The sequence below is a fragment of the Halorussus limi genome (genome assembly GCF_023238205.1).
Taxonomy (GTDB): Archaea; Halobacteriota; Halobacteria; order Halobacteriales; family Haladaptataceae; genus Halorussus; species Halorussus limi.
Window position 1 is genome coordinate 148,193 of the sequence record NZ_CP096659.1, and the last position, 23,685, is coordinate 171,877.

The window sequence follows — 23,685 nt, forward strand, 5'->3', positions numbered from 1 at the left end:
TTATCCGGGCCGGTCGCGTACCGTCCGCCCATGCGAGCAGTCCGATACCACGAACACGGCGGACCGGACGTGCTGAAGGTCGAAGACGCAGAGAAACCTGAACCCGACGACGGGGAGATTCGGGTCGAGGTACGGGCGGCGGGCGTCAACCCGGTGGACACCTACTTCCGCGAGGGGAGCTACGAACCGCCGGAACTCCCGATGATTCCGGGGTCGGACCTCGCGGGCGTCGTAGACGCCGTCGGGGAGGGCGTGGACGACTTCGCGGCGGGCGACCGAGTGTTCGCCACCGGACTCGGCAACGACCGGCAGGGAACCTACGCCGAGTTCGCGGTCGCACCGACCGACCGCGTCGCACACCTGCCCGAGAGCGTGGACTTCGCCCAGGGCGCCGCGGCGGCGCTCGTCGGCGTGACCGCGTGGCGCGCGCTGGTGGACCACGCCGAACTCGACCCGGCCGAGACCTGCCTCGTCCACGGCGGGTCGGGCGGCGTCGGCCACGTCGCGGTCCAACTCGCCGACGCCGCAGGGGCGCGCGTCGTCACCACCGCCTCCGAGGAGTACCACGCGCGACTCGAGGAACTGGGCGCGCACGCGGCGCTGGACTACCGCCGAGAGGACCTCGCCGACGCCGTGGTCGAAGCGGCGGGCCGACCCGACGCGATTCTGGACCACCGCCTCGACCAGTACCTCGACTTCGACGCCGAGGTTGGCGCGCAGGGCGTCCGCGTCGTCGGCATCGGCAACACCGAACCCGCGGCCGGGTTCGAGAACATCGCGGCGGCCCGGGGCACGGAGATGGCGCTCCACCTGATGAGCATGTACAACACGCCGGACATGGCCGTGGTCCTGCGAAAACTGGCACAGATGCTCGCGGAGGGCGACCTCGACCCCCAGATTTCGGCGCGGTACGACCTCGACCACGCCGCGGACGCCCAGCGGGCGGTCCTCCACGACAGTTTCCTCGGGAAGTTGGTCGTGGAACCGTAGTTCGCCGCGGTCGGTCGCCGTCTCGACGCGCGCGACTGCAAACCCTTATACCGTGTGAGATGGTACCATCCAACAGATAGATGTACGACCGGATACTCGTGCCCACCGACGGTTCGACCGAGACCGAGCGCGCGGTCGAACACGCCGCCGAACTGGCGGCCGCACACGGCGCGGAACTCCACGGCGTCTACGTCGTCAACTCGGCGACGTTCGCGGGCCTCCACATGGAGACCTCGTGGGAGGGCGTGGACGAAGTCCTGCGCGACGAGGGCGAGACCGCGCTCGACCGCGTCGCGGCCATCGCGGCCGAGTACGGCGTCGAGTGCTCGTCGCAACTGCTCGACGGGTCGCCGAGCAAGCGCATCGTGGAGTACGCCGAACGCGAGGACTGCGACCTCGTGGTGATGGGCACCCACGGTCGGGGCGGCATCGACCGCCTGCTGCTGGGGAGCGTCGCGGAGGGCGTCGTCCGGGCCTGCTCGGTCCCGGTGCTGACGGTGCAGGTCGGCGACGACGGCGAGCGCTCGACGGAACCCGAGAGCGAGAGCGCGGCGACCGAGGAGTCTGTGACGTAACTTGGAGGGGGTCGGAGAGTCCAGAAGTCCAGTCGCGGGTGTGGGCTACAGTTCGAGAGAGAGCGTACTGGCAGTTCGAGAAAGTCGCCGCCGTCGGCCGATACTTCTCTGCGTCACACCGGTCGGAGATGTTCGCAGTCGCCCGCGTGGACCCGGACTCGCTCGCCGTCGTCGGTCTCCACCACGAGCGCACCCGGGACCGCCACGTCCACCGCCTCGCCGACTATCTCCTCGGTCGGGGTCTCTACTCTGACCCGCCGGCCGAGCGTCGCCGACCGGTCGCGCCACGCTTCGACCGTCGCCTCGGGGTCCGTCCGGAGTTCGTCGAACCGTTCCAAGAAGCGCTGGACGAAGACGCGGCGGTCCACGTCGCCGACCTCGTGGCGGACGCTCGTCGCGCCCTCCGGGAGCGAATCGACCGAGACGTTGGCGTTGAGGCCGACGCCGACCACGACCCACGAGACCCGACCCGCCTCGCCCTCCATCTCGGTCAGGATGCCCGCGAGTTTCCGGCCGCCGCGAGACGGAGTTCCGCGAACCTCCGAGTCTCGCTCGGAGACGACGCGCTCGGCCGCCTCGCCGTCCGGCGCGTCGTCGAACGCGGGCGCGCCGTCAGAGTTCGGGGCTGACGTACTTTCGCTCGCTTCGCTCACGAGCACGTCGTTGGGCCACTTTATCTCGGCGGGGACGCCCGCCTCGCGGGCCGCGTCGGTCGCGGCCACCGCGGCCGCCAGCGTGAGCGCCGGGGCGCGGGCGGGCGGCAGGTCGGGTCGGAGGACCGCGCTCAACCAGACGCCACCGGAGGGCGCGGCCCACTCGCGGTCGAGACGGCCTCTGCTTCCGGTCTGCTCGTCGGCCAGCACGACCGCGTCGCTCGCGCCCTCCTCGGCGAGTTCGCGAGCGCGGTCGTTCGTGCTACCGACGGCGTCGTGGTACTCGACCGAGAAGGGCGCGTCGAGACCGAACTCGACCGCGGGACCGCCGTACTCGGGCACGCCGTCGAGCGCGTAGCCGTCGTCGCCGCTGGCGATTTCGAAGCCCGCGTCCCGGAGCGCCTCGACGTGCTTCCAGACCGCGTTGCGCGAGATAGCGAGGCGCTCGGCGAGGTCGGGACCGGAAATCGGCCCGTCCGCGACGGCGTCGAGGACGGCCCGACGGGTGTCGTTCATGGCCGTCGATAGGGCCGAACGCGACAAGAAAGGTGCGTTTCCGTCGGGCGGTCGGACGGTCGAACAGTCGGGTCCGCGGAATCGCCTGTCACTTGAGACCCGCGACGCCGAGACACTGGCCGATGAAACTGCTCTGGGCCAGAAACGTCTCGGTGTCGAGCGCCACCGCGATTCCCCGCCGGTCGTCGGCGACGAAGTGCATCTCGATGGCGTCCTCGAACACCCACACCGTGCAGTTGAGGGGCCCGTGGCCCCGGAGGTCCTCCCGAATGGCCTGCTCGTAGGAGTCTGCCCAGAGGTCGGCGACGATGTCGTCTATCTCCTCGCCGTCGTAGTCCTCCAAGTCCTCGCGGACGAAGACGACTTCGTACTCGTCGCGGTCGTGGTAGATGACGCTCCGGAGACCGTCACCGACCTGCTCGTGCAGGAAGTCCGCGAGTCGATACGGGTAGACCTTCGACACGAGAGAGGGTTAGCCCCCGTCCTGCAAGTGGGTTGTGGCAGAAAGAGGTGACAGCGGCGGAGTCGGGGATTACTCGATGACGACCAGCACGTCGCCCATGTCCACGCTGTCGCCCTCGCCGACCGCGACCTGCGTGACGGTGCCGCCCCGGTCGGCGACCACGTCGTTCTCCATCTTCATCGCCTCCAGCACGCAGACCACGTCGCCCGCGGCCACCTCGTCGCCCTCCGCGACGTTCACGTCGAGGATGGTGCCCTGCATCTCGGCGGTGACGCTCTCGCCCTCGGCGTCGGCCCCGCCGCCGGCGTCGCTCCCGCCGTCGTCGCCGCCCGCGGGTCGGGGCTTCTGACCGCCGCTACCGCCGCTCGCGCCGGCGGTCGGAATCGCCGCCGCGCCGCGCTCTTCGAGGTCCACCTCGAATCGCTTGCCGTTGACCTCGACCGTGAACTGGCGCTCGACGACCTCCTCGTCGTCGCCCGCGGTCGATTCGGTCTCGGTGCCCCACTTCTCCTGGGCCTCGGCGATGCGCTCGGGGTCGAGCGTGTGGTCGAGGTACTTCGTGGTGTGGGTGCCCGCGACGAAGGCGTCGTCCTGCAGCATCAGGCGGTGGAACGGGATGATGGTCGGGATGCCCTCGATGTCGTACTCCGCGAGGGCGCGCTGGGACCGGACGATGCACTCCTCGCGGTCGGCCCCGTGGACGATGAGTTTGGCGACCATCGAGTCGTAGTCGGTGACGAGTTCGTCGCCCTGCCGGAGGGCGTCGTCGAGTCGGACGCCGATGCCGCCCGGCGGGTCGTAGGTTTCGAGTTTGCCGCCGGTCGCGGGCGCGAAGTCGTCGGCCGCGTTCTCGGCGTTGATGCGGAACTCCATCGCGTGGCCTTCGAGTTCGACCTCGTCCTGCGAGAATTCGAGTTCCTCGTCGGCCGCGACCCGAATCTGCCACTTCACGATGTCGATGTCGGTGAGTTCCTCGGTGACGGTGTGTTCGACCTGAATCCGGGTGTTGACTTCGAGGAAGTAGAAGTTGGCGTCCGGACCGAGCAACTCGCCGTCCTCGCGGTCCTCGTCTTCCTCCACGAGGAACTCGAAGGTGCCCGCGTTGTAGTAGCCCGCGGCGTCCGCGCCGCGGCGGGCGGCCTCGGCGATTTCCTCGCGGAGTTCGTCGGTCAGCGCCGGGGACGGTCCCTCCTCGATGACCTTCTGGTGGCGACGCTGGAGCGAGCAGTCGCGCTCGCCGAGGTGCCGGACGTTACCGTGGTGGTCGGCGATAATCTGGACCTCGATGTGGCGCGGGTTTTCGAGGTAGCGTTCGAGGTAGACGTTGTCGTTGTCGAAGTACGCCTCGCCCTCGCGCTTGGCGGATTCGAGTTGGTCCTCGGCCTCCTCGGCGCTCCGGACCACCTTCATCCCGCGGCCGCCGCCGCCTCCCTCGGCCTTGATGGCGATGGGGTAGCCGTGTTCCTCGCCGAACTCCTCGACCTCCGCGGGGTCCTCGACGGGGTCGGTCGTGCCCGGAACGATGGGCACGTCGGCCTCGCGCATCGTCTTGCGGGCGTGGGTCTTCTCGCCGAGTTGCTCCATCGAGTCCGCGCTCGGACCGATCCACTTCACGCCCTCGGTCTCCTCGACCTTGGCGGCGAAGTCGGCGTTCTCCGCGAGGAAGCCGTAGCCGGGGTGGATGGCGTCGGCGTCGGCCTTCTTCGCGGCGTCCACGACCGCCTCGTGGTCGAGGTAGGAGTCGGCCGCGCGGGCCGGTCCGACGTTGTACGCCTCGTCGGCGTACCGGACGTGGCCCGAGTCCTTGTCGGCCTCGCTGTAGACGGCGACCGTCTCGATACCCAACTCCTCGCAGGCACGCATCACGCGGACTGCGATTTCGCCGCGGTTCGCGACGAGTACCTTGTCGAACATTCTTGCCGGCAAATATTCGGGTGGGATACCTCATTCTGTCGGTTCTTTCCGCCAACGCTGACAGAGTCGTCTACTCGTCGGACTGGGTCGGTTGACGAGCGAGAGGTACTCTACTCGCCGACCACGCGGCCCATCACGCTCGCCTCGGCCTTCCGGAGCAGGTTCGAGGCGGTGCTCTCCGCGCAGTCGAGTTCGGCGGCCACGTCGGCCAGCGACCCCTCGCGGGGCACCTCGTAGTAGCCGAGTTCCGCCGCGACAGACGCGGCCTCGAACTGCCGGTCGGTCAGTCCGGCCGCCACGGTGCCGTGTCTGCGGTCGTAGTCGCCGACCTCCTCCACGTCGGCGTCGATGCGTTCGGGCAGGTCTTCGAGCAGCGTCCGCAGGTCGTCGCTCGCGCCGATGAGGGTGAACCGCATGTGACCCTCGCCGGTGTACTCGATGGGCGGCACCACGAGCAACTGCCGCCGGGCGAAGACCGACCGGAAGTCGCGGTCGGTGTCCCGGGTCTCCTGCTGGACGTACGCGTAGAACGACCGCGAGTCGATGGGGACCAGCGCGAACTCCGGAATCGACTCCACCTCGGCGACGGCCGTCCGGTAGGGGTCGGGGTCGCCCTCGACGTAGAACAGCAGGTACTCGACGCCCTCCTCGCGGAGGATGTTCCACGTCAGGAGTTCCTCCCGGTCGACCGCTGACGAGTCGGCGATGAAGTTCTGCATCGGGTGGCGGGTCTCCCGAGACTGGCGGAGGGTGAGCGTGAGGTACTTCACGGTCGGGGCTACCTCCGTGACGTTAAAAAAGAGCTAGGCACTTCGACGGAACTCCTATCGACGGTCCGACCCAACTGTCGGATATGAGCCACCCGGATTCCGCCGCCGACGCGCCGACGGACGCGGACGTGGATGCGAAGGCCGACGCCGCCGGCGCGGACGGCGACGCCCGACTCCCGCCGAAGTTGGACGCGCCGCCGCTGGTCGGCAACACGCTCCAGTTCGCGCGCGACCCGTTCGGCTTCTACGACCGCCTCGACGAGCGCGGCGACGCGGTCCGGTACGAGGTGGCCCGACAGGAGTTCTGCACGGTCTTCGAACCCGAGCACGTCGAGCGGATTCTGGTCGAGGAAAACGAGAAGTTCGTGAAGGCCGAGATGTTCCAAGAGGCCGCGGCGGGGTTCGCCGAGCAGGGCCTGCTGTTGACCGAGGGCGAGGTCTGGCGCGACCAGCGCGTCCGCATCCAACCCGCGTTCACGCCCGAGAAGATTCGGAGCTACACCGACGCGATGGTGACGTACGCCGAGCAGTTGGGCGACCGACTCGCGGACGGCGAAGTCGTGGACGTCGAGGACGCGATGTCGGAACTGACGCTCAAGATTCTGGCCAAGTCGCTGTTCGACGTCGACGTGGACGACCGCCGCGAGGTGGTCCGAGAGGCCGCCGCCGCGCTCAACGCTCGGGGCGACGCCAGCGGCGCGTCGGCGTTCCTTCCCGACTGGGTTCCGACGCCGAAGAACCGCCGGTTCGAGCGCGCGATGGCAGACTTCGAGGCGATGGTGGACGACCTCATCGCGGAGCGACGGCGAGACGGCAGCGCGGACGCGGACGACGCCGATTCGCCGGACGACCTGCTATCCATCCTGTTGACCGCCGAGGGACCGGACGGGACGACGATGGACGACGCGGTGGTCCGCGACCAGATGGTGACGTTCCTGTTCGCGGGCCACGAGACGACCGCGCTCGCGCTGACCTACGCGTGGCACCTGCTCGGGCGCAACCCCGACAAACTCGACCGACTCCGCGCGGAAATCGACGCCGAACTCGGCGACCGGCGGGCGACGATGGCCGACCTGCCCGCGCTCGACTACACCGGGCGAGTCGTCGACGAGGCCCTGCGACTCCACCCGCCGGCGTACGTCCTCTTCCGGGAACCGACCGAGGACGTGCAGTTGGGTCCCTATCGAGTCCGGGAGGGAACCGCGATGACGGTTCCCGTCTTCAAGATTCACCGCGACGGGCGGTTCTACGACGCGCCCGACGAGTTCCGGCCCGAGCGGTGGGATAGCGAGGCGCGGAGCGCCTCGAACTCCGACCGGCCGGAGTACGCCTACTTCCCGTTCGGCGGCGGCCCGCGCCACTGCATCGGCATGCGCTTCGCCCTCGCCGAACTGAAACTCGTGCTGGCGACGCTGGCCCGCGAAGTCGCCTTCGACCCGACCTACGACGGCGACCCGGACCTTTCGATGGCCGCGACGATGCGGCCCGACCAGCCGATGGAGATGCGGGTTCGCAAGCGGGATTGAGTCGAAGTAGCACGCCTCGGCAACTGTCATCCGGTCGGCGTGTGAGTAACTGCTATCTACTATCAGTGAGAACCCCGAGTATGGTCTCCCGCGAAAACCGGATTATCCTCGCCTGCATCGCCGTCGCGGTCCCCCTCGGTCTCGCCGTCGCCTCGGTCGAGGGCCTGCCCGACTGGGTTCCCTATCTCGTCGTCACCGTCGTCGGCGTCTTCCTGCCGGGGTATCTAACCGGGCGGTACCGAGCGGACGGCACGTAGCGCCGTCTCGGTCCACTCCTCGTCACCGCACGAGCGCCGCGTCCACGAGCGCCCGTTCGGCCTTCCGGAGGAGCGCCGACGCGGTACTCTCGGTGCAGTCGAGTGCGGCGGCCACCTCGGCCAGTTCCGCCTCGCGGGGCACCTCGTAGTACCCGAGGTCGCGGGCCGCCCCGATGGCCTCGAACTGGCGCGCCGTCAGGCGACCCGCCAGCGACCCGGCGAGATGGTTGTGGTCGCCGACGCGTTCGACCTCGACCGCGACCTGTTCCGGGAAGTCCGCGACGACTTGTCGGAGTTCCTCGGGGTCGCCGAGTACCGTCAGCGCGACGGCACCGTCCGGCCCGAACACGATGGGCGGGACGACGACGACCCGGCGGCCGTCCATCGCCGAGCGCCACGCCTCGTCCTCGGGCCGGAGGTCCATCGCAACGTAGGCGTAGAAGGCGTCGTCGTCCACGGGCGCGAGGTCGAACCACCGGACTGCCTCGACGGCGGTCAGCGCCTCCCGAAGCGACTCGATGTCGCCGACCACCAGCGAGAGGAAGTACTCGACGCCCTCGTCCTCGTGAGTGTGCCACGACAGCAACTCCTCGCGCTCGAAGTCGTCGCCGGGCGCGACGCGCTCTGGCACCGACAACTGCATCTCGGGCGGGAGTCGAATCGTCACGTCGAGGGACTTCACGGCCGGACGAACGGACGCACTACATAAAAACACCAATAGCTTCGCGGCAATCGAGAGGGAAGCGGACCGCCTCTCTTCTCGTATGAGCGAACTCGACGCGGGAAGCGCGGAACCGACCGACGCCGCCGAAACCGCGACCGCCGCCGAGACGCTGCCACACCGCTCGGGCCTCCCGGTCGTCGGTTCAACCGTCGCGGCGTCGCGCGACGGCGTCGCCTTCACCGAGAGAGTCGCCTCGCGCGGTGATTTGGTGTCCTACAACGCGTTCGGCACGGAGATGGTCGCAGTCTTCGACCCCGAGGTCGTCGAGACCGTGCTGGTCTCGGAGAGCGACGCCTTCGAGAAAGGCGAGTTCGAGATGGCCTTCGGCGACCTCGTCGCGCCCGACGGACTCGCCTTCGCCGAGGGCGAGCGGTGGCGACGCCAGCGGACCGCCCTCCAGTCGGCGTTCACGCCCGACGAGATTCGGGGGTACGCCGACGAGATGGTGGCGAACGCCGCCGCGATGGCCGACGAGTGGGCCGACGGCGAAACGGTCGAACTAGGCGACGCCTTCGCCACGCTGACGCTTCGCATCCTCACGCGGGCGCTGTTCGACCTCGACTTCGACGCCGAACGCGGTGCAGTCGTCCGCGAGGCGACCGAGGCCATCGGCGCGATGATGGACCGGTTCGGCCTGCTGTCGGTCCTCCCCGAGTGGGTCCCCACGCCGACCGAACGCCGCTACGACCGCGCGATGGCCGACTTGGACGCGCTCGTCGAGGACCTGATGGCAGAACGCGAGGTCGGGAACGCGGAGGGCGCGGGAGACGCCGACAGGGAACGCGACGACCTCCTCTCGCTTCTCGTCGCGGCCGCCGACGCCGAGGGGACCGGGATGGACCGCGACGCGGTCCGCGACCAACTCGTCACCTTCCTGTTCGCGGGCCACGAGACGACCGCGACCGCGCTGACGTACGCCTGCTGGCTCCTCGCCGGCAGTCCGGAAGTCCGTCGGCGACTCGACGCCGAACTCGATTCGGTGGTCGGCGACCGCGACCCGACCGTCGCGGACGTGCCGAACTTAGAGTACACCGAGCAGGTCGTGAAGGAGGCCCTGCGGCTCTACCCGCCCGTCTACGCGCTCTACCGCGAACCGAGAGAGGCGACCGTCCTCGGAGGCTACCGAATCCCGGAGGGCACGACGCTCCAACTCGCCACCTACACCATCCAGCGCGACGACCGCTGGTGGGACGCGCCCGACGAGTTCCGGCCCGAGCGGTGGGGTGGCGAGGCTCAGGGCGCCGCGAACTCCGACCGGCCGGAGTACGCCTACTTCCCGTTCGGCGGCGGTCCGCGCCACTGCATCGGGATGCGGTTCGCCGCGACCGAGTTGCAACTCGCGGTGGCGACGCTGGCGCGACGCGTCGAGTTCGAGCGCGTGACGGAGAATCTGGACCTCTCGATGGGGCTGACGCTGGACCCCGGACCGGTCGAGGTGCGGATTCGAAAGCGAGGGTAGCACGACCGCGACGGGTCAGTCGGCGGCGGTTCCGCCGCTCCCGGTGACCAGTTCCGGACCAGTGAGTAATCGAGTGACGCACTTAGACCGGATTACCGACTCCCGACAGCCGACCGAGAAATCCCGAGACGCGGCGAATCGGAGTCAGAACCTGTCGCTGCGTCCGGAGGCGGCCCACGCGTCGGTGGGCGCGCTCGTCGGGACGCGCCCGGCGCGGCCCTGCAGTCCGCGCAGGCGACCCGCGAACGACCAACGCCGGCCCTGCCACGTCTCCTCGTCGTCGCTCTCGGCGGCGGCCGCGGCGGCCTCCTGTGCGCGGAGGTGCGCTCCGATTGCGGCGGCGATGGCGGCGGCCTCCTCGTCGGTGGCGTCGTCGGGAATCCGGAGGTCGGCGTCGGCCAGCGGGTCGTCCGCGTCGGCGTCCTCGGCGGCCGCTCCGTCGGCGGACTCGTCCCGTTCGTCCGTGGTTGGCGTCGCCATGGTCAGAGCGGGATGTTGCCGTGTTTCTTGTCGGGTTGCTCGTCGCGCTTGCTCGACAGCATCTCGAGGTCCTGAATCAGGCGCGGGCGGGTCTCCGGCGGTTCCAACACGTCGTCCACGAAACCGCGGTCCGCGGCGGTGTAGGGGTTGGCGAACTGGTCGCGGTACTCGTCGATGAGTTCGTCGCGGCGGGCCTCGGTGTCCTCGGCCTCGTCGAGTTCGTCGTCGTAGAGGATGTTGACCGCGCCCTTCGGTCCCATCACCGCGATTTCGGCGGTCGGCCACGCGTAGTTCACGTCCGCGCCGATGTGCTTGGACGCCATCACGTCGTAGGCCCCGCCGTAGGCCTTCCGGGTGATGACGGTCATCAGCGGCACCGTCGCCTCGGAGTAGGCGTAGAGCAGTTTCGCGCCGTGGCGGATGATGCCGCCGTGTTCCTGGTCGGTGCCGGGCATGAACCCGGGCACGTCCACGAACGTCAGGATGGGGATGTTGAACGAGTCGCAGAACCGGACGAATCTGGCCCCTTTCTCGCTCGCCTCGATGTCGAGCGTCCCGGCGTTCACCCGGGGCTGGTTGGCGACGATGCCGACCGAACGGCCGTCGAGTCGGGCGAACCCGATGACGATGTTCTTGGCGTAGCCCTCCTGGACCTCGAAGAACGAGTCCTCGTCCGCGACGCCGTCGATGACCCGCGTCATGTCGTAGGGCTTCTTCGGTTGGTCGGGCACGACGTTCGTGAGTTCCTCGTCGCGGCGCTCGGGGTCGTCCCACGGTTCGACCCGGGGCGGGTCCTCGACGTTGTTCTGCGGGACGTACGAGAGCAGGCGGCGGATGTCGTCGAGCGCCTCCTCCTCGCTCTTCTCGGAGAAGTGCGACACGCCCGAGGTCGATTCGTGGGTCTTCGCGCCGCCCAACTCCTCGAACGTGACCTCCTCGCCCGTGACCGTCTCGATGACGTCCGGGCCGGTGATGAACATGTGGCTGGTGTCCTCCACCATGAAGATGAAGTCGGTGATGGCGGGCGAGTAGACCGCGCCGCCCGCGCAGGGACCCATGATGGCCGAAATCTGGGGGATGACGCCCGACGCTTCGGTGTTGCGCCGGAAGATTTCGGCGTAGCCCGCGAGCGACGAGACGCCCTCCTGAATCCGGGCCCCAGCCGAGTCGTTGAGACCGATGACCGGCGCGCCGACCTCCATCGCCTTGTCCATCACCTTGCAGACCTTCTCGGCGAACACCTCACCGAGCGACCCGCCGAAGACGGTGAAGTCGTGGGCGAAGACGAACGTCTTCCGGCCGTTGACCTCGCCGTAGCCGGTCACGACGCCGTCGCCCTTGACCTGCTTTTCCTCCATGCCGAAGTTGTGACTCCGGTGCGTTCGAAGCTGGTCGAACTCGTTGAACGTGCCGTCGTCGAGGAAGTAGTCGATGCGCTCGCGCGCGGTCATCTTGCCCCTGTCGTGCTGGGCCTCGATGCGGTCCTCGCCGCCGCCCTTCAGGGCCTCTTCGCGCAGTTCGCGCAGTTCCGCTATCTTGTCTTCCATCGTCATGCTCGTCGAACCCTCCGATGGCTACTCATTGGGCGATTTGAGGACCACGGAGCGGAAAAACGTTCCTAAAGTGAAGGAGGTGCCGACGCTCTCAGCCCAGAACCGCGGCGGCGAGTCCGTCGAGCGAGACCCCCGCGAGCGCCAGCAAGTTCACCGCGAGCGTGGCCACGAGGAAGAGCGGCAGAACCGTCCGGACCGACCAGAGCCACGCCGGGCCGAGCGACCGGACGCGCGACCCCGCGCCCGTCGAGTACTCCGAGAGGGCGTCCGCGCCGAGGACCCACCCGACGAACACGAGGAAGCCGGCGAGTCCCGCGGTCAGCATCAGGTCCACCAGCGTCCCGGCGACGAAGCCGAACAGCGCGGGGTTGAGCGCGTTCGCGCTTCCGGTTATCAGGACGAGGCCCGCGAGCGAGAGGGTCGCGGTCCGCCGGGAGACGCCGTGTTCGTCCACGAGGTAGGCGACCGGGATTTCGAGCATGCTGATGGACGAGGAGAGCGCCGCGAGGACGATGACGCCGAAGAACAGAATCGCCAACGGCTGTCCGAGCGGGACCTGCGAGAACGCGCCCGCCAGACTCACGAACAGCGCGCCGGGACCGCCGCCGGAGGCGGCCGGTCCCGTCAACTCGCCGAACGTGGCGAACAGCAGCGGGAAGACGACGAACCCGGCGAGGACGCCGACGCCGGTGTTGAGGACCGCGATGGCGCTCCCGTCGTACGCGAGGTTGTTGTCGTCGCCCAGATACGAGGCGTAGGTTATCATCGTGCCGACGCCGAGCGAGAGGGTGAACAGCGCCTGTCCGGCCGCCGCGCCCAGCACGTCGAAGAAGTTCGCGCGGAGGTAGGCCGCGTCGAAGTCGAGGTAGAACGACAGGCCCGCGCCCGCGCCCTGCCGCGTGACCGCCCATCCCGCCAGCGCGACCAGCAGGACGACGATGGCGGGCATCATCACCTTGGTCGCCTTCTCGATGCCGTCGCGGACGCCGCCGACCACGACCAGCGCTGTCAGCGCGAGGAACCCGACGTGGAACCCGACCGCCTGAAGCCCGAAGTTGATGGACTCGAAGTACGCGCCCGGCGACCCGAAGTACGCCCCCGAGAAACTGGCGAGGAAGTATCTCAGAATCCACCCGCCGACGACGCTGTAGAACGACAGCAGGACGATTGCCGTCACGACGCCGAACAGACCGACCGCGCCCCACGACTTCGACCCGGAGGAGAGTCGGAAGAGCGCGCCCGCGGGATTCCGCTGGGAGCGCCGCCCGATGACGAACTCCGCCAGTAAACCGGGGACGCCGACCAGCAGGACGATGCCGAGATACACGACCAGGAAGGCACTCCCTCCGTTCTCGGCGGTCATCCACGGGAAACGCCAGACGTTCCCGAGTCCGACGGCGCTTCCCACCGCCGCGAGGATGAAGCCGAGGCGAGTGTGCCACGATTCGCGTGTCATTGAGACACACTCGCCAAGCCACCCGTAAGAGGGTTTCGAGTTTGGAACCGTTAATCTCCGGATGTGATGGTCTATAATCGGAGTTAGAGGTATATTTTCCCGACAGTATTGCGGGAAAGAGGTGGTCGGATGACGGTTCGTAGAAATCGGTTCGGTGAGCGAGTTTCAGTCTACGAATCGTAACCGGACGCCGCGTGACGCCGCTGCGAGTCGGGGCGAACGAACGACCGAGGAAACCCTCAGCGAACGTCTAAGAAGGCCGGCGAGCGGCGGTGTGGACTTCCGAACGTCGAGGGAGACCCACGGACGATACGGTGGACTGTCGAGCATTACAGCGCAAAAAACGAGGTCGTTCGAACGTCCGAGTGCGAAGCGCGAAGTCCGTCGAGCGGCGTCGGCCTTAGAAGTAGCCTCCGTTGGTGAGGCCGTTGTAGAGCGTTTCGAGACCGAGCCAGAGCGTCATGAGGACGACGGCCGGGACGACGAGTCGGACCCACCAGAGCCACGCCGTCGTGAACGACGACCCGATGGACGACCCCCGACCGAGTTCGTCGATGGCCTCGCGGTCGGCGACCCAGCCGACGAAGATGGCCAGCAGGAACACCGAGACGGGGAGCAGGAGGTTGAACACCACGTCGTTGTAGAAGCCGAGCCACGACGTGCCGAACGTCGCGGGCACGCCGACGAGCGCGATGCCGAGTCCCATCGCCACGGTGGTCGGCGCGCGGCCGTAGCCGTAGTTCTCGGTGACGTAGGACACCGGCACCTCCAGCAGACTGATGGAACTGGAGAGGGCCGCGAACAGCAGGACAGTGAAGAAGATGAAGCCGATGATGCCGCCGGCGGGGAGGTTGGCGAACGCGCCCGCCAGCGCGACGAACGCGGTCCCGGCACCGCCGCCCGCCCCGCTCGCGCCGCCGGTGGCGAACAGGATGGGGAAGACGACGAAGCCCGCGAGGAGCGCGACGAGGGTGTTGACGACGACGATTGCGCCCCCGTCGGCCGGGAGACTGTCGTCGCGCCCGAGGTACGACGAGTAGGCTATCATGACGCTGAACCCGAGCGAGAGGGTGAAGAACGCCTGTCCCATCGCGGGCGGGACGATGGAGCCGAAGTTACTGGCGATGACGCTGAAGTCCGGCGAGAGGTAGTACTCGTAGCCCGCGGTGGCCCCGTTGAGCGTGGTGGCCCACGCCGCGAGTCCGACGAGCAGAACCAGAATCGCGGGAATCATGAACTTCGTGGCGCGCTCGATGCCGTCGGTGACGCCCGAGGCGACGATGCCGACGGTAATCACCATGAAGACGACGTGCGCGGCGATAGCGACGGGACCGGAGGCGACGGACCCGAAGTACGCTCCGGCGTCGCCGAAGTACCCGCCCGTGACGCTACCCACGATGTAGCTGAGGACCCACCCGCCGACGACGCTGTAGAACGACAGCGTCACCAGCGAGGAGAACACCCCGAGACCGCCGGTGAACGACCAGTTGCCGTAGCCGAGTTTCTGGAACGCGGCCACGGGGTTGCTCTCGCCGCGCCGACCGATGACGAACTCGACCATCATCGTCGGGAAGCCGATGAGGAAGACGGCCAACAGGTAGACGACGAGGAACGCCGCACCGCCGTTCGCGGCGGTCTGGAACGGGAACGACCAGATGTTCCCGAGTCCGACGGCGCTCCCGACGGCGGCGAAGATGAATCCGATGCGACTCGTCCACGTCTCTCGTTCTGCCATGTGTGAGGGTAGCTTTCAAACAGCCCGATATAAACGGAACGATTCGAGAGCGTGCAGGCGGTTTTTGCCCGTTCTTTTTTGACACGTGGCCCGAATCGCGCCGGAATTTGACGAACGTAGGGTTGAGAAATTGTCACCTGCGAGCAATACTCACGCCTCGCCGTACACCGGCACCGCCGCACCGCTGGTGACTCCGGTCGCGTCCGAGCAGAGGACCAGCATCGTCTGCGCGATTTCGGCCGGTTCGACCCACGACTCGTGGTCGGCGTCGGGCATCGCCTCGCGGTTGGCAGGGGTGTCGATGACGCTCGGCATCACGGCGTTGGCCCGCACCTCGCCGCTCTCCTCCTCGGCGATGGTCTCGGTCAGCAGGCGAACGCCCGCCTTCGACGCCCGGTAGGGGCCGTCTCCCTCCCCGCCTTCGAGCGAAGCGCGCGCGCTGACGCTCACGATGGCACCCTGCCGGTCGCTCTCGTCCGCGTTCGCCCCGTCGCCCTCTCCTCGGAGGTGCGGGATAGCGTGCTTGCTCGCCAAGAACATCGTCTTCAGGTTCACGTCGAACAGGAAGTCGAACGCGTCGGCGTCGGTCTCCGCGACGGGTGTGCCGCCGCGCCACGTGCCCGCGACGTTGACGAGGTAGTCGAGGCCGCCGTGGTCGTCTACGACCGCCGAGACGACGCGTTCGACCTCGCTCTCGTCGGTGAAGTCGCCCTCGTAGAAGTCGATTCGGTCGCGGTCGGCGTCGAGGCGGGCGTCCTCCTCGTCGGGCGCCACCACGTCCGCGGCGGCGACAGTCGCGCCCGCGTCGGCGAACGCCTCGCAGACCGCGCTCCCGAGCGCACCGGTCGCGCCGGTCACGAGTGCCACCTCGTCGCCGAAGTCGAAACTGACGCTCATGCGGGACAGAGAGACTACGCGGAAGCGGTTAAAGAGGTGGGGCGAGGCAGTCGGTGACGGTCGAGGTCCGACTTTCCCGGCGTCATCACGCGATGAACGGGTCAGTAACGGTAGAGGTGAAGGACGACCGCGAAGAACAGCAGAAGCGGGAGAACCGGAGCGGCGGCTTCGAACGGAACCAGCACCAGCAGTACCGCGGCCATCACGACGAACTCGACCACGACGAGGACGCTGATAGCTTCTGCTGGGTCGGCCATCGCTCGACGGTGGTCGGCGAGAGGAGTTAAATTCTCGGTGGAGCGGCGTGCGTTCCGCGGTTTCTCCGGCCGAGCGTGCGCCGGGTTCGCGGTCGTGAACGCGGAAAACGCTGGCCTCAGAAATATAGAGCCACCGATAAGGGACTAATATCTTCCTTAGAGAAACAAAATTATTGCCGAGCTACAGAATCACGTCGGCCACGTCGCCGACCCCGGCGCGGCGGACGACCGCCCGAACCACGTCCTGCGCTCCCGCGAGGTTGTCCGTGTCGCCGTCGAGGACGAGCAGTTTGCCCGCCCGACCCTCCTCGATGACGCCGCAGTCGAGGTCCGCGATTCGCGCACCGTTGAGCGTCGCCATCCGGAGGACTTCCCGGGCGCTCACGTCGGCCAACTTGGCGGCGAACTCCATCTCGCGGAACATCGACGGCGAGTTGAGCATCACGTTGTCGGTGCCCAGCGCCACAGTGGTCCGGTCGGCGAGTTCCGCGATGGGCGGGACGCCGACGCCGGTCACGAGGTTCGAGCGTGGGCAGACCGCGACCGGGACGGCGCTGTCCTCCAGTCGGTCGAGGTGGAGCGGTTCGGGGTGGACCATGTGGACCAGAAAGTCGGGGTCCAAGTCGAGCGCGGGGTTGATGTCCGAGGCGTCGCGCTCGCCGGCGTGGATGCCGAACAGTTTGTCCTCGCTGGCGGTCGCGTTGCGCTCGCGCGAGAAGTCGCCGTCGCGCGCTCCGCTCGCGCCGAACCCGTCGGCGGCCTCCATCGCCTCGACGGTCTCGCGGCCCAAGATGACGGGGTCGACGCCGATTCCCTCCGCGGCCTCGCGGAGCGCGTAGACGCCTTCCACGCCGCCCTCGCGGAATTCGAGGAACGAGGCGGTGCCGGTCGTCCGCATGAACTGAATCGACCGGCGCATGGCTTCGACCTTCTCCTCGCGGGAGGCCGCCCGGAGGAGGCGGTGTTTCAGGCCGTCCGGCGGCGCGACGAGTTCGTCCAGACTCAGACCGCCGCCCGCCTCCTTGGCGATTGAGTCGCCGATGTGGGTGTGGGCGTTGACGAACGCCGGGAGGACGATTCGGGAGGAATCGACCGATGCCTGCTCGACGGAGACGATTTCGCCGTCCTCGACCACGACCCGTCCCTCGATGGGTTCGAAGTCCGGTCCGCGGAGGACGGTCCCCTCGACTATCATGTCTGGTGGGTTCTCGCCGACGGCCTTTAACGTCCTCGTTCGTTCATTCGGTGCCAATAGATGCAGTTACGCTCCGGGGTGAGCGACGCCGAGGCGGGAGAGCGGGCGTCTCAGGCCTCCGGCGTCCCGAACCGGTACGCCAGCGTCCGGAACCGGCCGACGACGCGGGGGAGCGCCGCCATCGCGGCGACCGAGACCAGCGACGACACCGCGATGCCCGCGACGCCCGCGCCGACCGCGAGGTGGGCGGCGGCCCCGGCGTAGGTCGCGACTCCGACCGTCGCGCTGTAGTAGGCCGACCGGAGGGGCATCGTGCGGAGGTCGCCCGGCGCGGGCCACTCGCCGAGGTCCACCCACGGGCCGCGGAAGGTCCCGGCCGCGCAGGTCGAGGCGCCGACGGCGGTCAGCGCGGCGAGCGCGACGGGACCGGGCGGCGAGGCCCCGAGCAGGAGTACGAGCGCCGGAATCGACAGCATCGAGATTTCGAGTCCGGCGAAGAACGCGTGGTCCAGCCAGCGTTCGATGTCCGACATAGAGTCGTCCTCACTCCAGTCTGTACCGCAGGAGCGCGGCGATACCGCCGAACCCCGCGAGTTGGTCGCCCGGCGCGAACTCGCTCGAGAACACCGTCACCTCGCCGCCCTTCCGCTCGGTCGTCGTGATGAGTTCGTTCACGTCGAAGTCCCACTCGCCGTCCGCGCCTCGCTCCTCGCGCAGGCGCTCGTCCAGGAGCAGGAGGTGTTCGATGGCTCCGAAGTCGGCGGCCTTCTCGACCTGCTCGGCCCCGTAGGCAACCTTCACGCCCTCGCCGATGCGCTTGGTGAGTTCGTCGATGAGTTCGGCCTCGCGGGCGATGCGGGTGTCCTTCTGGACCTCCTCGACCGCGCCGCGCTTCAGCACCTCGTGGACGCCCCGGTCGCCGACCGCGCTGGTGTCCACCGTGGTAATCTTCTCGGACAGGTCGGGGGCCTCCTCCTCGATGTAGTCGAGCGCGTCCTGCTTGGTGAACCCCGGTCCGGCGAGGATGATGGCGTCGACGTCCATGCGTTCGAGCGCGCCGGTCAGTTCCGCGAACAGTTCGTCGCGACCCCGGGCGAACTCGCCCTTCCCGGTCGTGCCCGTGAACTCGGCGTACTCGTCGGTGCCGTACTGGGCGACCGTGTGGATGTGGGCCTTCCCCTCCTCGACGGTGACGATGGCCACGTCGGTGTTCTCGGTCGCCTCCTCGGCCTCTTCGAGGCGGTCGAGTTGGTCCGGTTTCCAGACCTTCTCGATGGTGAGTTCCTTGTTCTCCTCGACGTTGACGGTGTGGTGCTGGCCGAGTTGGTCCTCCCGGGAGGCGCTCTCGATGACGCCGCTGATGCGCAGGCGGTTCGAGAACTTGTGGAACTCGGTGTCCTCGACGCCGAGCGTGACGTGCAGGTGTTCGCGCTCGCCGCCGGTGTCGCGCATCTGGTCGTCGTTGCGCTGGATGCGCCGGGTCGTGTCGGCGGCCACGAAGTCGCCGGGTTCGAGGACGTAGGTGAGATGCCAGAGGTCGTCGAGGGTCTCGGGGACGAGCGTGATGCGCTCGCGTCGGCCCTCGGCGGGGTCTCTGCTCGTGATTCGCATGTTCCAACGTCGTCCGCCGGGCGATAAGTCACCTGCGGTCGAACCCGTCTCCGGCGGCGGTCGGGGTATGCAAAGCCTTAAGTGAAATTGTTCTTTCGGTCAGTTTGTTATGTTAGAAGATTCGTTAGCATATCCGACGAACGGAGAGAGCGGCCTCGCACGCATCCTGATTGGCGGAGTATTGGGTCTGTTTTCGTTCTTACTGTTCCCGATGTTCATCGTGTACGGTTACATGATTCGAGCCATGGCGGCGGCGTCCCGCGAGGAAGCCGAACCGCCAGCGTTCGAGGACTGGGGCGAACTCCTCGTCGACGGCATCAAAGCGTCGGCGGTCGGCATCGCGTACGCGTTAGTTCCGATAATTCTCCTGTTCACCACGACGGGCGTACTCGGTGCGGGGTCGGAAGCGGGCGGCAACGCCGGCGGGGTGCTCGCCGGTATCGGTGTCCTCGGCCTGCTCGTCGTCGTCGTGCTGCTGTTCGCCCTCCAGTACGCCCTCCCTGCCGCACTCACTAACATGGGCCGCGAAGAACGTCTCGGCGCCGCGTTCGACTTCGAGACGCTGAAACCGGTCCTCACGAGCGGCGAGTACCTGAAGGCGGTCATCCTGACGTTCGGCGTGGCGCTCATCGGCGGCATCGCGTTCAGCGTGTTCGCACTGGTTACCATCGGCATCGGCTATCTCGTCGCGCCGTTCTTCTACTTCTGGCTCTACCTCGCCGGAAGTTACATGTTCGGAACGGCGTTCGGTAGCGTCGTCGACACGGAACCCGCCGGGGCGAGCCAGCAGGTCCAGATGTCCTGACCGGCGAGGCAACTCCTGACAGGTGCAACGACTACTTTTCGGCGTTTTCGCAACTGCGAGAGACGCGACTGCTCCTCACCCCGAGATACCACGACCGAACAGGCGCGCGACCACGACGAGGGCGTAGAAGCCGCCGGCGAGCGCCGCCACCTCGCCCGGTCGCCCGAGCGCCGCCAGCGACCCGAGGGTGACGACGAAGATGGCACCCGTGACGACCGCTGCGACCCATCCGAGGAAGTAGCCGCCGCTCCGAGCGCTCCCGAGCAGGCGACCCCGGTCGAGCGCCGCGCCGAGGTCGCCGGTGCGGGCGACTCCGGCCAGCGCCGCGGGCAGGAGGTAGGCGAACCCGAGCGAGACGAAGAGGACGACCGTGCCCGCGCCGAAGACGAACACGGTGATTCCGAGCGAGTCGGGTCGCCCGCCCGCGCTCGCCCCGCCGACCGTGAGTAGGAGCGCGGCCGCGGGGACGACGAGGTAGCCCCCCGCGACGGCGAGCGCCCGGAGACCGTCGGCCGCCAGCGCCCGAACGGTCCGGAACGCGGGCGGCGCGTCCTCGGCCGCGGCGGTGCCGCCGGGCGACTCGACGGTCGCCCGGAGGACCGACTGGGCGTACCCGGCCAGCATGACGGCCGGGACGAGCGCGAGGAACGCCAGCACGCCGAGTCGCGCGAGCAGTCCGACCGCGACGGCCAGAATCGCGCCGACGAGCAGGGTCTCCTCGCGGCCCTCGCCGCGGACCGGATAGGTGAGCGCCTCGCTGAGCATGCCCGGAGATTCGAACGCGAGAAGTTAGGTCTGGCTACTCGGACGCGAGAGCGAAGAAGAAAGGGAGGACGGGACTCAGGCGGTGGCCTGTTCGTTCCCGCCGACGGTCTCCCGGCGGTCGTTCGGAGTCGCCTCGCGGTACCCCTGTCCGTACAACGCGAACGCGACGACGTTCAGGTAGAAGCCCGCGAACGGGGCCAGCACCCACCCGACCAGCGGTATCGAGGCGAGACCCCCGACCAACGCTCCTCCGACCACGAGGACGACCAGCGCGACCAGCCACCCGGTCGCGTACGAGTTCGTCGTGACGACGCGCCAGAGCGTCCGGAACTCGAACGCCGCGCCGAGGCGGTCCTCGACCGCGAGTCGAGCGAGCGCGGCGGGAAGGACGTACCACGCCGCGAGCGCCGTGATTCCGGCGAGCGCGAGACCGCCGAAGACGATGACAACGCTGAGGAGGTCGGGGCCGACGTTCGTGACGGGTTCGGCGACCGTCGCGGGGTCGGCGACGGACGGGGACTCGACGACGGTCGTCTCGACGGAGAAGACGAACAGACTCGCCGCCACCGCGGTCAGCAGGACGAACGGGAGCGCGAAGTACGCCAGCGTGACTGCGATAGCCTTCAGGCCCGCCGCGAACAGGTCGCCCCAGTCGTCGAACGACGGCGCGGACTCCCCGGCGTTCGTCCGGGTGAGGACGCGCTGGAGGTAGCCCGCGACGAACACCGCCGGAATCAGGAGCCACGAGAACAGGGTGAGTAGCCCGCCGACCAGTATCGTCTCGGTGCCGTCGTCGCTTTCGGTGAGGTATCTGAGTGCAGTTTCGAACATGGGAATCACTGAGGCAGGCGCTTCGGACGAGAACGCGGCTTGCTTACAGTAGGTAGGTTCGCTAACAGCTTAACCGTTGCGTGGCCCACAGTAACGCGAGAATCCGACGGTCTGCCCGCTACTCGTCTTTCATCCGACTCCCGCCGGGCGGAAGGAACTCCTGAATCAGGTCGGGGCTCGCCACCTTCCGGACGAACGAGGTGTCGGCGAACCGCTCGCGGAACGCTCGGTAGATGCGCTTGGCGATGTCGTTCTGGGCGTAGCGGCCGGGTTCGACCTCGACGTGGGTCTCGACCTGCGGAACGACCGCCTCGGGCGGGCCGCCGAGGACGCGGGTGTGCGGTTCGCACGAAATCCCGACCGCGACGCCGACCGCCACGTCCCGGAAGTACTCGCGGTCGCCGCGGATGGCGAACCCGCCCTTCTCCAAGTACTCGCCGCTCTCCGGCGTCTTGCTCACCTGGTCAGGGGTCACCACGTAGGCGTCGCCCGCGAACCGACTGTCCTTCCAGACCGAGGAGTACGACACCGCGAACTGGGCGGCCTCGCGCTTACTCTGCTCGGGCACGTCCACGTCGCGGGAGGGTTCGCTCGGGTCCGAAGTCTTGAGGACCGTGACCGGTCCGCCGTGGGCCTGCGCGTGGAAGAACAGGTCGTTGCCCTCCAGATACTTCTGTACGAGTTCCTCGTTCTGGTCGGCGTTGCGGCCCCCGATGACGAGGAAGCCGTCGCTGGTCCGGAACCACCGGAATCGCTCGTACCACTGCTCCTGTTTGCGAATCGGAATCGAGGGTTCCGAGAGCCAGTCCACGTCCTCCGACTCGTCGTCGCCGTCGTCCTCGGCGTCGTCACCTGTGTCGGCCTCCCACTCCTCCTTTCGCTGTCTGACTTCCTCCAAGTCCTCGCGGGTGTCCTCGATGGCGGCCTGCGCGCCCTCCTTCTTCTCCTCGATGCGCTTGGCCTCGGTGTAGAGGCGGTCGGCGTTCTTCTCGACGCCCATCGAGGCGTCGAGGGGCACGTCTACGCCGTCGAGTTCGACCGTGACCATGCCGTTCTCGGGGTCGACGCCCCGCACGGCCTCGGCGGCCTCGATGCCCTGCTCGGCGCCCTCCTCGAACCGGGCCTCGATTTCCTCCCACGAGGTGCCCTCGTCCAGCGCGTTTCGGACCGTGGTGAGGATGTCGTCGGCGAGACCGTAGTGACCGTAGAGTCGCTCGGCCTTCTCGCGTTCGGCCTCGGCCTCCTGCTCGAATCCCTCGATGGCCTGCTCCTGCTGTTCGATGATTCGCTTTTGCTTCTCGATTTCGGCCTCGAAGTCGGGGCGCTGGTCGCTCGCGGCCGCCTCGCTCTCGGTCTGGCCCTCCGGCACGAGGTTGGCGAAGTAGTGGTCGACCGCGTCGTTGAACGTGTCGAACGCCTCGCTTTCGAGGTCGTCGTACTCTTCGAGGGGCATCGGCGTCACGTCCACCAGCACGTCGTCCTCGCGGTAGACGCGGGGGTCGAACTGCCCGGACCGGACCGGTTCGGCGAGGCGCTCGATGGCGTCGAAGATGGCCTCGTAGTCGTCCTCGTCGGCGTCCGCGATGTCCTTGCCCTTCTCGACGCCGGCGCGCGTACAGACCTCCTCGGCGTAGAGGCCGCCGAAGTTGAGTTGGGTCGCGAGCGTGCGCACGAGGTCGGTGTCCGATTCCTCCATGTGGGCGACGAGCGTCTCGTAGTCGACTTCGAGCGGGTTGATCCGCTCGTCGGGGAACTCGTACTGGCTTCCCGGCGCGACGGTCCGGGACTTGAGACGGACCGTGTCGAGCGAATCGACGACTTCGTTGTTCTCGTCCAGCACCGCGAGGTTCCCCTGCCCGAACAGTTCCGCGACGATGGTGGTGTTCTCGTCGCCGCGCTCGAAGTGGAACTGGAGGATGCGGTCGAAGCCGTACTGCTCGACGCCCGCGAAGTCCGCGCCCGACAGTCGGTTCCGGAGCATCATGGCGAAGTTCGGCGGTCGCCCCGGCGCGTCGGGGACGTTCTCGGGCGCCGAGACGTGTGCGCGCTTCGACTCGCCGACTTCCACGATGAGTTCGACCCGACCGCGGTCGAAGTCCCGCATCTTGAGTCGCAGGAGGTCGTCGCCGTAGAGATAGGCCTTGTCGAGTTTCGCGCCCTCGTAGCTACCGAGTTCGGCCACGACGGCCGCGAGGTCGATACTCGACAGTTCCCGCTTCTGGTCCATGCGTACTCGTTTTCTGTCGGCGCGGA

The 23,685-nt window shown here is 68.0% G+C and carries 23 protein-coding genes; 6 read left to right on the top strand and 17 right to left on the bottom strand.

Going from position 1 to position 23,685, the window contains the following annotated elements:
• The first annotated feature begins 30 nt into the window (after window positions 1-30).
• A complete protein-coding gene (locus tag M0R89_RS00740) occupies window positions 31-990 on the top strand; it encodes an NADPH:quinone reductase (RefSeq protein WP_248650656.1) in 960 nt (319 codons plus the stop codon).
• Window positions 991-1,070: 80 nt separating this feature from the next.
• Entirely contained in the window at window positions 1,071-1,565 is a 495-nt protein-coding gene (locus M0R89_RS00745) for a universal stress protein (RefSeq protein ID WP_248650657.1), read from the top strand.
• 113 nt (window positions 1,566-1,678) lie between these two features.
• On the opposite strand, the gene M0R89_RS00750 is transcribed toward M0R89_RS00745, so the two are convergent.
• From M0R89_RS00750 to M0R89_RS00765, 4 genes are all read right to left on the bottom strand, one after another.
• A complete protein-coding gene (locus tag M0R89_RS00750; RefSeq protein WP_248650658.1) occupies window positions 1,679-2,734 on the bottom strand; it encodes a biotin--[acetyl-CoA-carboxylase] ligase in 1,056 nt (351 codons plus the stop codon).
• Window positions 2,735-2,822: 88 nt separating this feature from the next.
• On the bottom strand, window positions 2,823-3,197 hold the full coding sequence (locus M0R89_RS00755; RefSeq protein ID WP_248650659.1) for a DUF7522 family protein: 375 nt from the start codon (window positions 3,195-3,197) through the stop codon (window positions 2,823-2,825).
• Window positions 3,198-3,266: 69 nt separating this feature from the next.
• On the bottom strand, window positions 3,267-5,111 hold the full coding sequence (locus M0R89_RS00760; protein ID WP_248650660.1) for an acetyl-CoA carboxylase biotin carboxylase subunit: 1,845 nt from the start codon (window positions 5,109-5,111) through the stop codon (window positions 3,267-3,269).
• Between the two features lie 110 nt (window positions 5,112-5,221).
• Window positions 5,222-5,881: a helix-turn-helix domain-containing protein gene (locus tag M0R89_RS00765; RefSeq protein ID WP_248650661.1), complete on the bottom strand. Its 660-nt coding sequence runs from the start codon at window positions 5,879-5,881 to the stop codon at window positions 5,222-5,224.
• Window positions 5,882-5,964: 83 nt separating this feature from the next.
• Between M0R89_RS00765 and M0R89_RS00770 the strand changes: the two genes are divergently transcribed.
• Window positions 5,965-7,407, top strand: a complete 1,443-nt coding sequence (locus tag M0R89_RS00770; protein ID WP_248650662.1) for a cytochrome P450 — start codon at window positions 5,965-5,967, stop codon at window positions 7,405-7,407.
• Window positions 7,408-7,487: 80 nt separating this feature from the next.
• Window positions 7,488-7,664, top strand: coding sequence for a DUF7987 family protein (locus tag M0R89_RS00775; RefSeq protein ID WP_248650663.1), 177 nt, complete (start codon window positions 7,488-7,490; stop codon window positions 7,662-7,664).
• Between the two features lie 22 nt (window positions 7,665-7,686).
• Here the strand turns inward: M0R89_RS00775 and M0R89_RS00780 are convergent, their stop codons facing one another.
• On the bottom strand, window positions 7,687-8,346 hold the full coding sequence (locus tag M0R89_RS00780) for a helix-turn-helix domain-containing protein (protein WP_248650664.1): 660 nt from the start codon (window positions 8,344-8,346) through the stop codon (window positions 7,687-7,689).
• An 82-nt stretch (window positions 8,347-8,428) separates the two neighbouring features.
• Between M0R89_RS00780 and M0R89_RS00785 the strand changes: the two genes are divergently transcribed.
• Complete coding sequence (locus tag M0R89_RS00785; protein ID WP_248650665.1) at window positions 8,429-9,847, top strand: cytochrome P450; 1,419 nt, start codon at window positions 8,429-8,431, stop codon at window positions 9,845-9,847.
• A 144-nt stretch (window positions 9,848-9,991) separates the two neighbouring features.
• On the opposite strand, the gene M0R89_RS00790 is transcribed toward M0R89_RS00785, so the two are convergent.
• The 9 genes from M0R89_RS00790 to M0R89_RS00830 all read right to left on the bottom strand — a co-directional run bounded on the left by M0R89_RS00790 (window position 9,992) and on the right by M0R89_RS00830 (window position 19,031).
• Window positions 9,992-10,327, bottom strand: coding sequence for a DUF8022 family protein (locus tag M0R89_RS00790; RefSeq protein ID WP_248650666.1), 336 nt, complete (start codon window positions 10,325-10,327; stop codon window positions 9,992-9,994).
• Window positions 10,328-10,329: 2 nt separating this feature from the next.
• Complete coding sequence (locus tag M0R89_RS00795; protein ID WP_368408893.1) at window positions 10,330-11,874, bottom strand: acyl-CoA carboxylase subunit beta; 1,545 nt, start codon at window positions 11,872-11,874, stop codon at window positions 10,330-10,332.
• A 97-nt stretch (window positions 11,875-11,971) separates the two neighbouring features.
• Window positions 11,972-13,336 carry a sodium-dependent transporter gene (locus M0R89_RS00800; protein ID WP_248650668.1) on the bottom strand — a complete coding sequence of 455 codons (1,365 nt, stop codon included), beginning with the start codon at window positions 13,334-13,336 and terminating at the stop codon, window positions 11,972-11,974.
• A gap of 400 nt (window positions 13,337-13,736) precedes the next feature.
• The gene (locus M0R89_RS00805) at window positions 13,737-15,071 is read right to left on the bottom strand and encodes a sodium-dependent transporter (RefSeq protein ID WP_248650669.1); all 1,335 of its coding nucleotides are present in this window, start codon (window positions 15,069-15,071) and stop codon (window positions 13,737-13,739) included.
• A gap of 150 nt (window positions 15,072-15,221) precedes the next feature.
• On the bottom strand, window positions 15,222-15,968 hold the full coding sequence (locus M0R89_RS00810) for an SDR family NAD(P)-dependent oxidoreductase (RefSeq protein ID WP_248650670.1): 747 nt from the start codon (window positions 15,966-15,968) through the stop codon (window positions 15,222-15,224).
• Between the two features lie 101 nt (window positions 15,969-16,069).
• Window positions 16,070-16,225 (bottom strand): hypothetical protein, encoded by a 156-nt coding sequence (locus tag M0R89_RS00815; RefSeq protein ID WP_248650671.1) that lies wholly within the window; start codon window positions 16,223-16,225, stop codon window positions 16,070-16,072.
• Between the two features lie 181 nt (window positions 16,226-16,406).
• Entirely contained in the window at window positions 16,407-17,420 is a 1,014-nt protein-coding gene (locus M0R89_RS00820) for an amidohydrolase family protein (protein WP_248650672.1), read from the bottom strand.
• Between the two features lie 110 nt (window positions 17,421-17,530).
• Complete coding sequence (locus tag M0R89_RS00825; RefSeq protein WP_248650673.1) at window positions 17,531-17,953, bottom strand: DUF8215 family protein; 423 nt, start codon at window positions 17,951-17,953, stop codon at window positions 17,531-17,533.
• Between the two features lie 10 nt (window positions 17,954-17,963).
• Window positions 17,964-19,031 carry an mRNA surveillance protein pelota gene (locus M0R89_RS00830; protein WP_248650674.1) on the bottom strand — a complete coding sequence of 356 codons (1,068 nt, stop codon included), beginning with the start codon at window positions 19,029-19,031 and terminating at the stop codon, window positions 17,964-17,966.
• Window positions 19,032-19,140: 109 nt separating this feature from the next.
• On the opposite strand from M0R89_RS00830, the gene M0R89_RS00835 reads away from it, so the two are divergent.
• Window positions 19,141-19,836 (top strand): DUF4013 domain-containing protein, encoded by a 696-nt coding sequence (locus M0R89_RS00835; protein ID WP_256478440.1) that lies wholly within the window; start codon window positions 19,141-19,143, stop codon window positions 19,834-19,836.
• Between the two features lie 75 nt (window positions 19,837-19,911).
• Here M0R89_RS00835 and M0R89_RS00840 read toward each other — a convergent pair whose 3' ends face one another.
• The 3 genes from M0R89_RS00840 to rqcH form a co-directional block, all read right to left on the bottom strand.
• On the bottom strand, window positions 19,912-20,601 hold the full coding sequence (locus tag M0R89_RS00840) for a DUF4013 domain-containing protein (RefSeq protein ID WP_248650676.1): 690 nt from the start codon (window positions 20,599-20,601) through the stop codon (window positions 19,912-19,914).
• 75 nt (window positions 20,602-20,676) lie between these two features.
• A complete protein-coding gene (locus M0R89_RS00845) occupies window positions 20,677-21,432 on the bottom strand; it encodes a DUF4013 domain-containing protein (protein WP_248650677.1) in 756 nt (251 codons plus the stop codon).
• Window positions 21,433-21,550: 118 nt separating this feature from the next.
• Window positions 21,551-23,659: a ribosome rescue protein RqcH gene (rqcH, locus tag M0R89_RS00850; RefSeq protein WP_248650678.1), complete on the bottom strand. Its 2,109-nt coding sequence runs from the start codon at window positions 23,657-23,659 to the stop codon at window positions 21,551-21,553.
• Between the last annotated feature and the right edge of the window lie 26 nt (window positions 23,660-23,685).

Bases quoted from the DNA above. Each gene is read 5' to 3' on its own strand.
- M0R89_RS00775 (WP_248650663.1), top strand. From the start codon at position 7,488: ATGGTCTCCCGCGAAAACCGGATTATCCTCGCCTGCATCGCCGTCGCG.
- M0R89_RS00820 (WP_248650672.1), bottom strand. From the start codon at position 17,420: ATGATAGTCGAGGGGACCGTCCTCCGCGGACCGGACTTCGAACCCATC.
- M0R89_RS00825 (WP_248650673.1), bottom strand. From the start codon at position 17,953: ATGTCGGACATCGAACGCTGGCTGGACCACGCGTTCTTCGCCGGACTC.
- M0R89_RS00740 (WP_248650656.1), top strand. From the start codon at position 31: ATGCGAGCAGTCCGATACCACGAACACGGCGGACCGGACGTGCTGAAG.
- M0R89_RS00795 (WP_368408893.1), bottom strand. From the start codon at position 11,874: ATGGAAGACAAGATAGCGGAACTGCGCGAACTGCGCGAAGAGGCCCTG.
- M0R89_RS00770 (WP_248650662.1), top strand. From the start codon at position 5,965: ATGAGCCACCCGGATTCCGCCGCCGACGCGCCGACGGACGCGGACGTG.
- M0R89_RS00785 (WP_248650665.1), top strand. From the start codon at position 8,429: ATGAGCGAACTCGACGCGGGAAGCGCGGAACCGACCGACGCCGCCGAA.
- rqcH (WP_248650678.1), bottom strand. From the start codon at position 23,659: ATGGACCAGAAGCGGGAACTGTCGAGTATCGACCTCGCGGCCGTCGTG.
- M0R89_RS00800 (WP_248650668.1), bottom strand. From the start codon at position 13,336: ATGACACGCGAATCGTGGCACACTCGCCTCGGCTTCATCCTCGCGGCG.
- M0R89_RS00810 (WP_248650670.1), bottom strand. From the start codon at position 15,968: ATGAGCGTCAGTTTCGACTTCGGCGACGAGGTGGCACTCGTGACCGGC.
- M0R89_RS00805 (WP_248650669.1), bottom strand. From the start codon at position 15,071: ATGGCAGAACGAGAGACGTGGACGAGTCGCATCGGATTCATCTTCGCC.
- M0R89_RS00760 (WP_248650660.1), bottom strand. From the start codon at position 5,111: ATGTTCGACAAGGTACTCGTCGCGAACCGCGGCGAAATCGCAGTCCGC.
- M0R89_RS00750 (WP_248650658.1), bottom strand. From the start codon at position 2,734: ATGAACGACACCCGTCGGGCCGTCCTCGACGCCGTCGCGGACGGGCCG.
- M0R89_RS00845 (WP_248650677.1), bottom strand. From the start codon at position 21,432: ATGTTCGAAACTGCACTCAGATACCTCACCGAAAGCGACGACGGCACC.
- M0R89_RS00745 (WP_248650657.1), top strand. From the start codon at position 1,071: ATGTACGACCGGATACTCGTGCCCACCGACGGTTCGACCGAGACCGAG.
- M0R89_RS00815 (WP_248650671.1), bottom strand. From the start codon at position 16,225: ATGGCCGACCCAGCAGAAGCTATCAGCGTCCTCGTCGTGGTCGAGTTC.
- M0R89_RS00790 (WP_248650666.1), bottom strand. From the start codon at position 10,327: ATGGCGACGCCAACCACGGACGAACGGGACGAGTCCGCCGACGGAGCG.
- M0R89_RS00830 (WP_248650674.1), bottom strand. From the start codon at position 19,031: ATGCGAATCACGAGCAGAGACCCCGCCGAGGGCCGACGCGAGCGCATC.
- M0R89_RS00840 (WP_248650676.1), bottom strand. From the start codon at position 20,601: ATGCTCAGCGAGGCGCTCACCTATCCGGTCCGCGGCGAGGGCCGCGAG.
- M0R89_RS00835 (WP_256478440.1), top strand. From the start codon at position 19,141: ATGTTAGAAGATTCGTTAGCATATCCGACGAACGGAGAGAGCGGCCTC.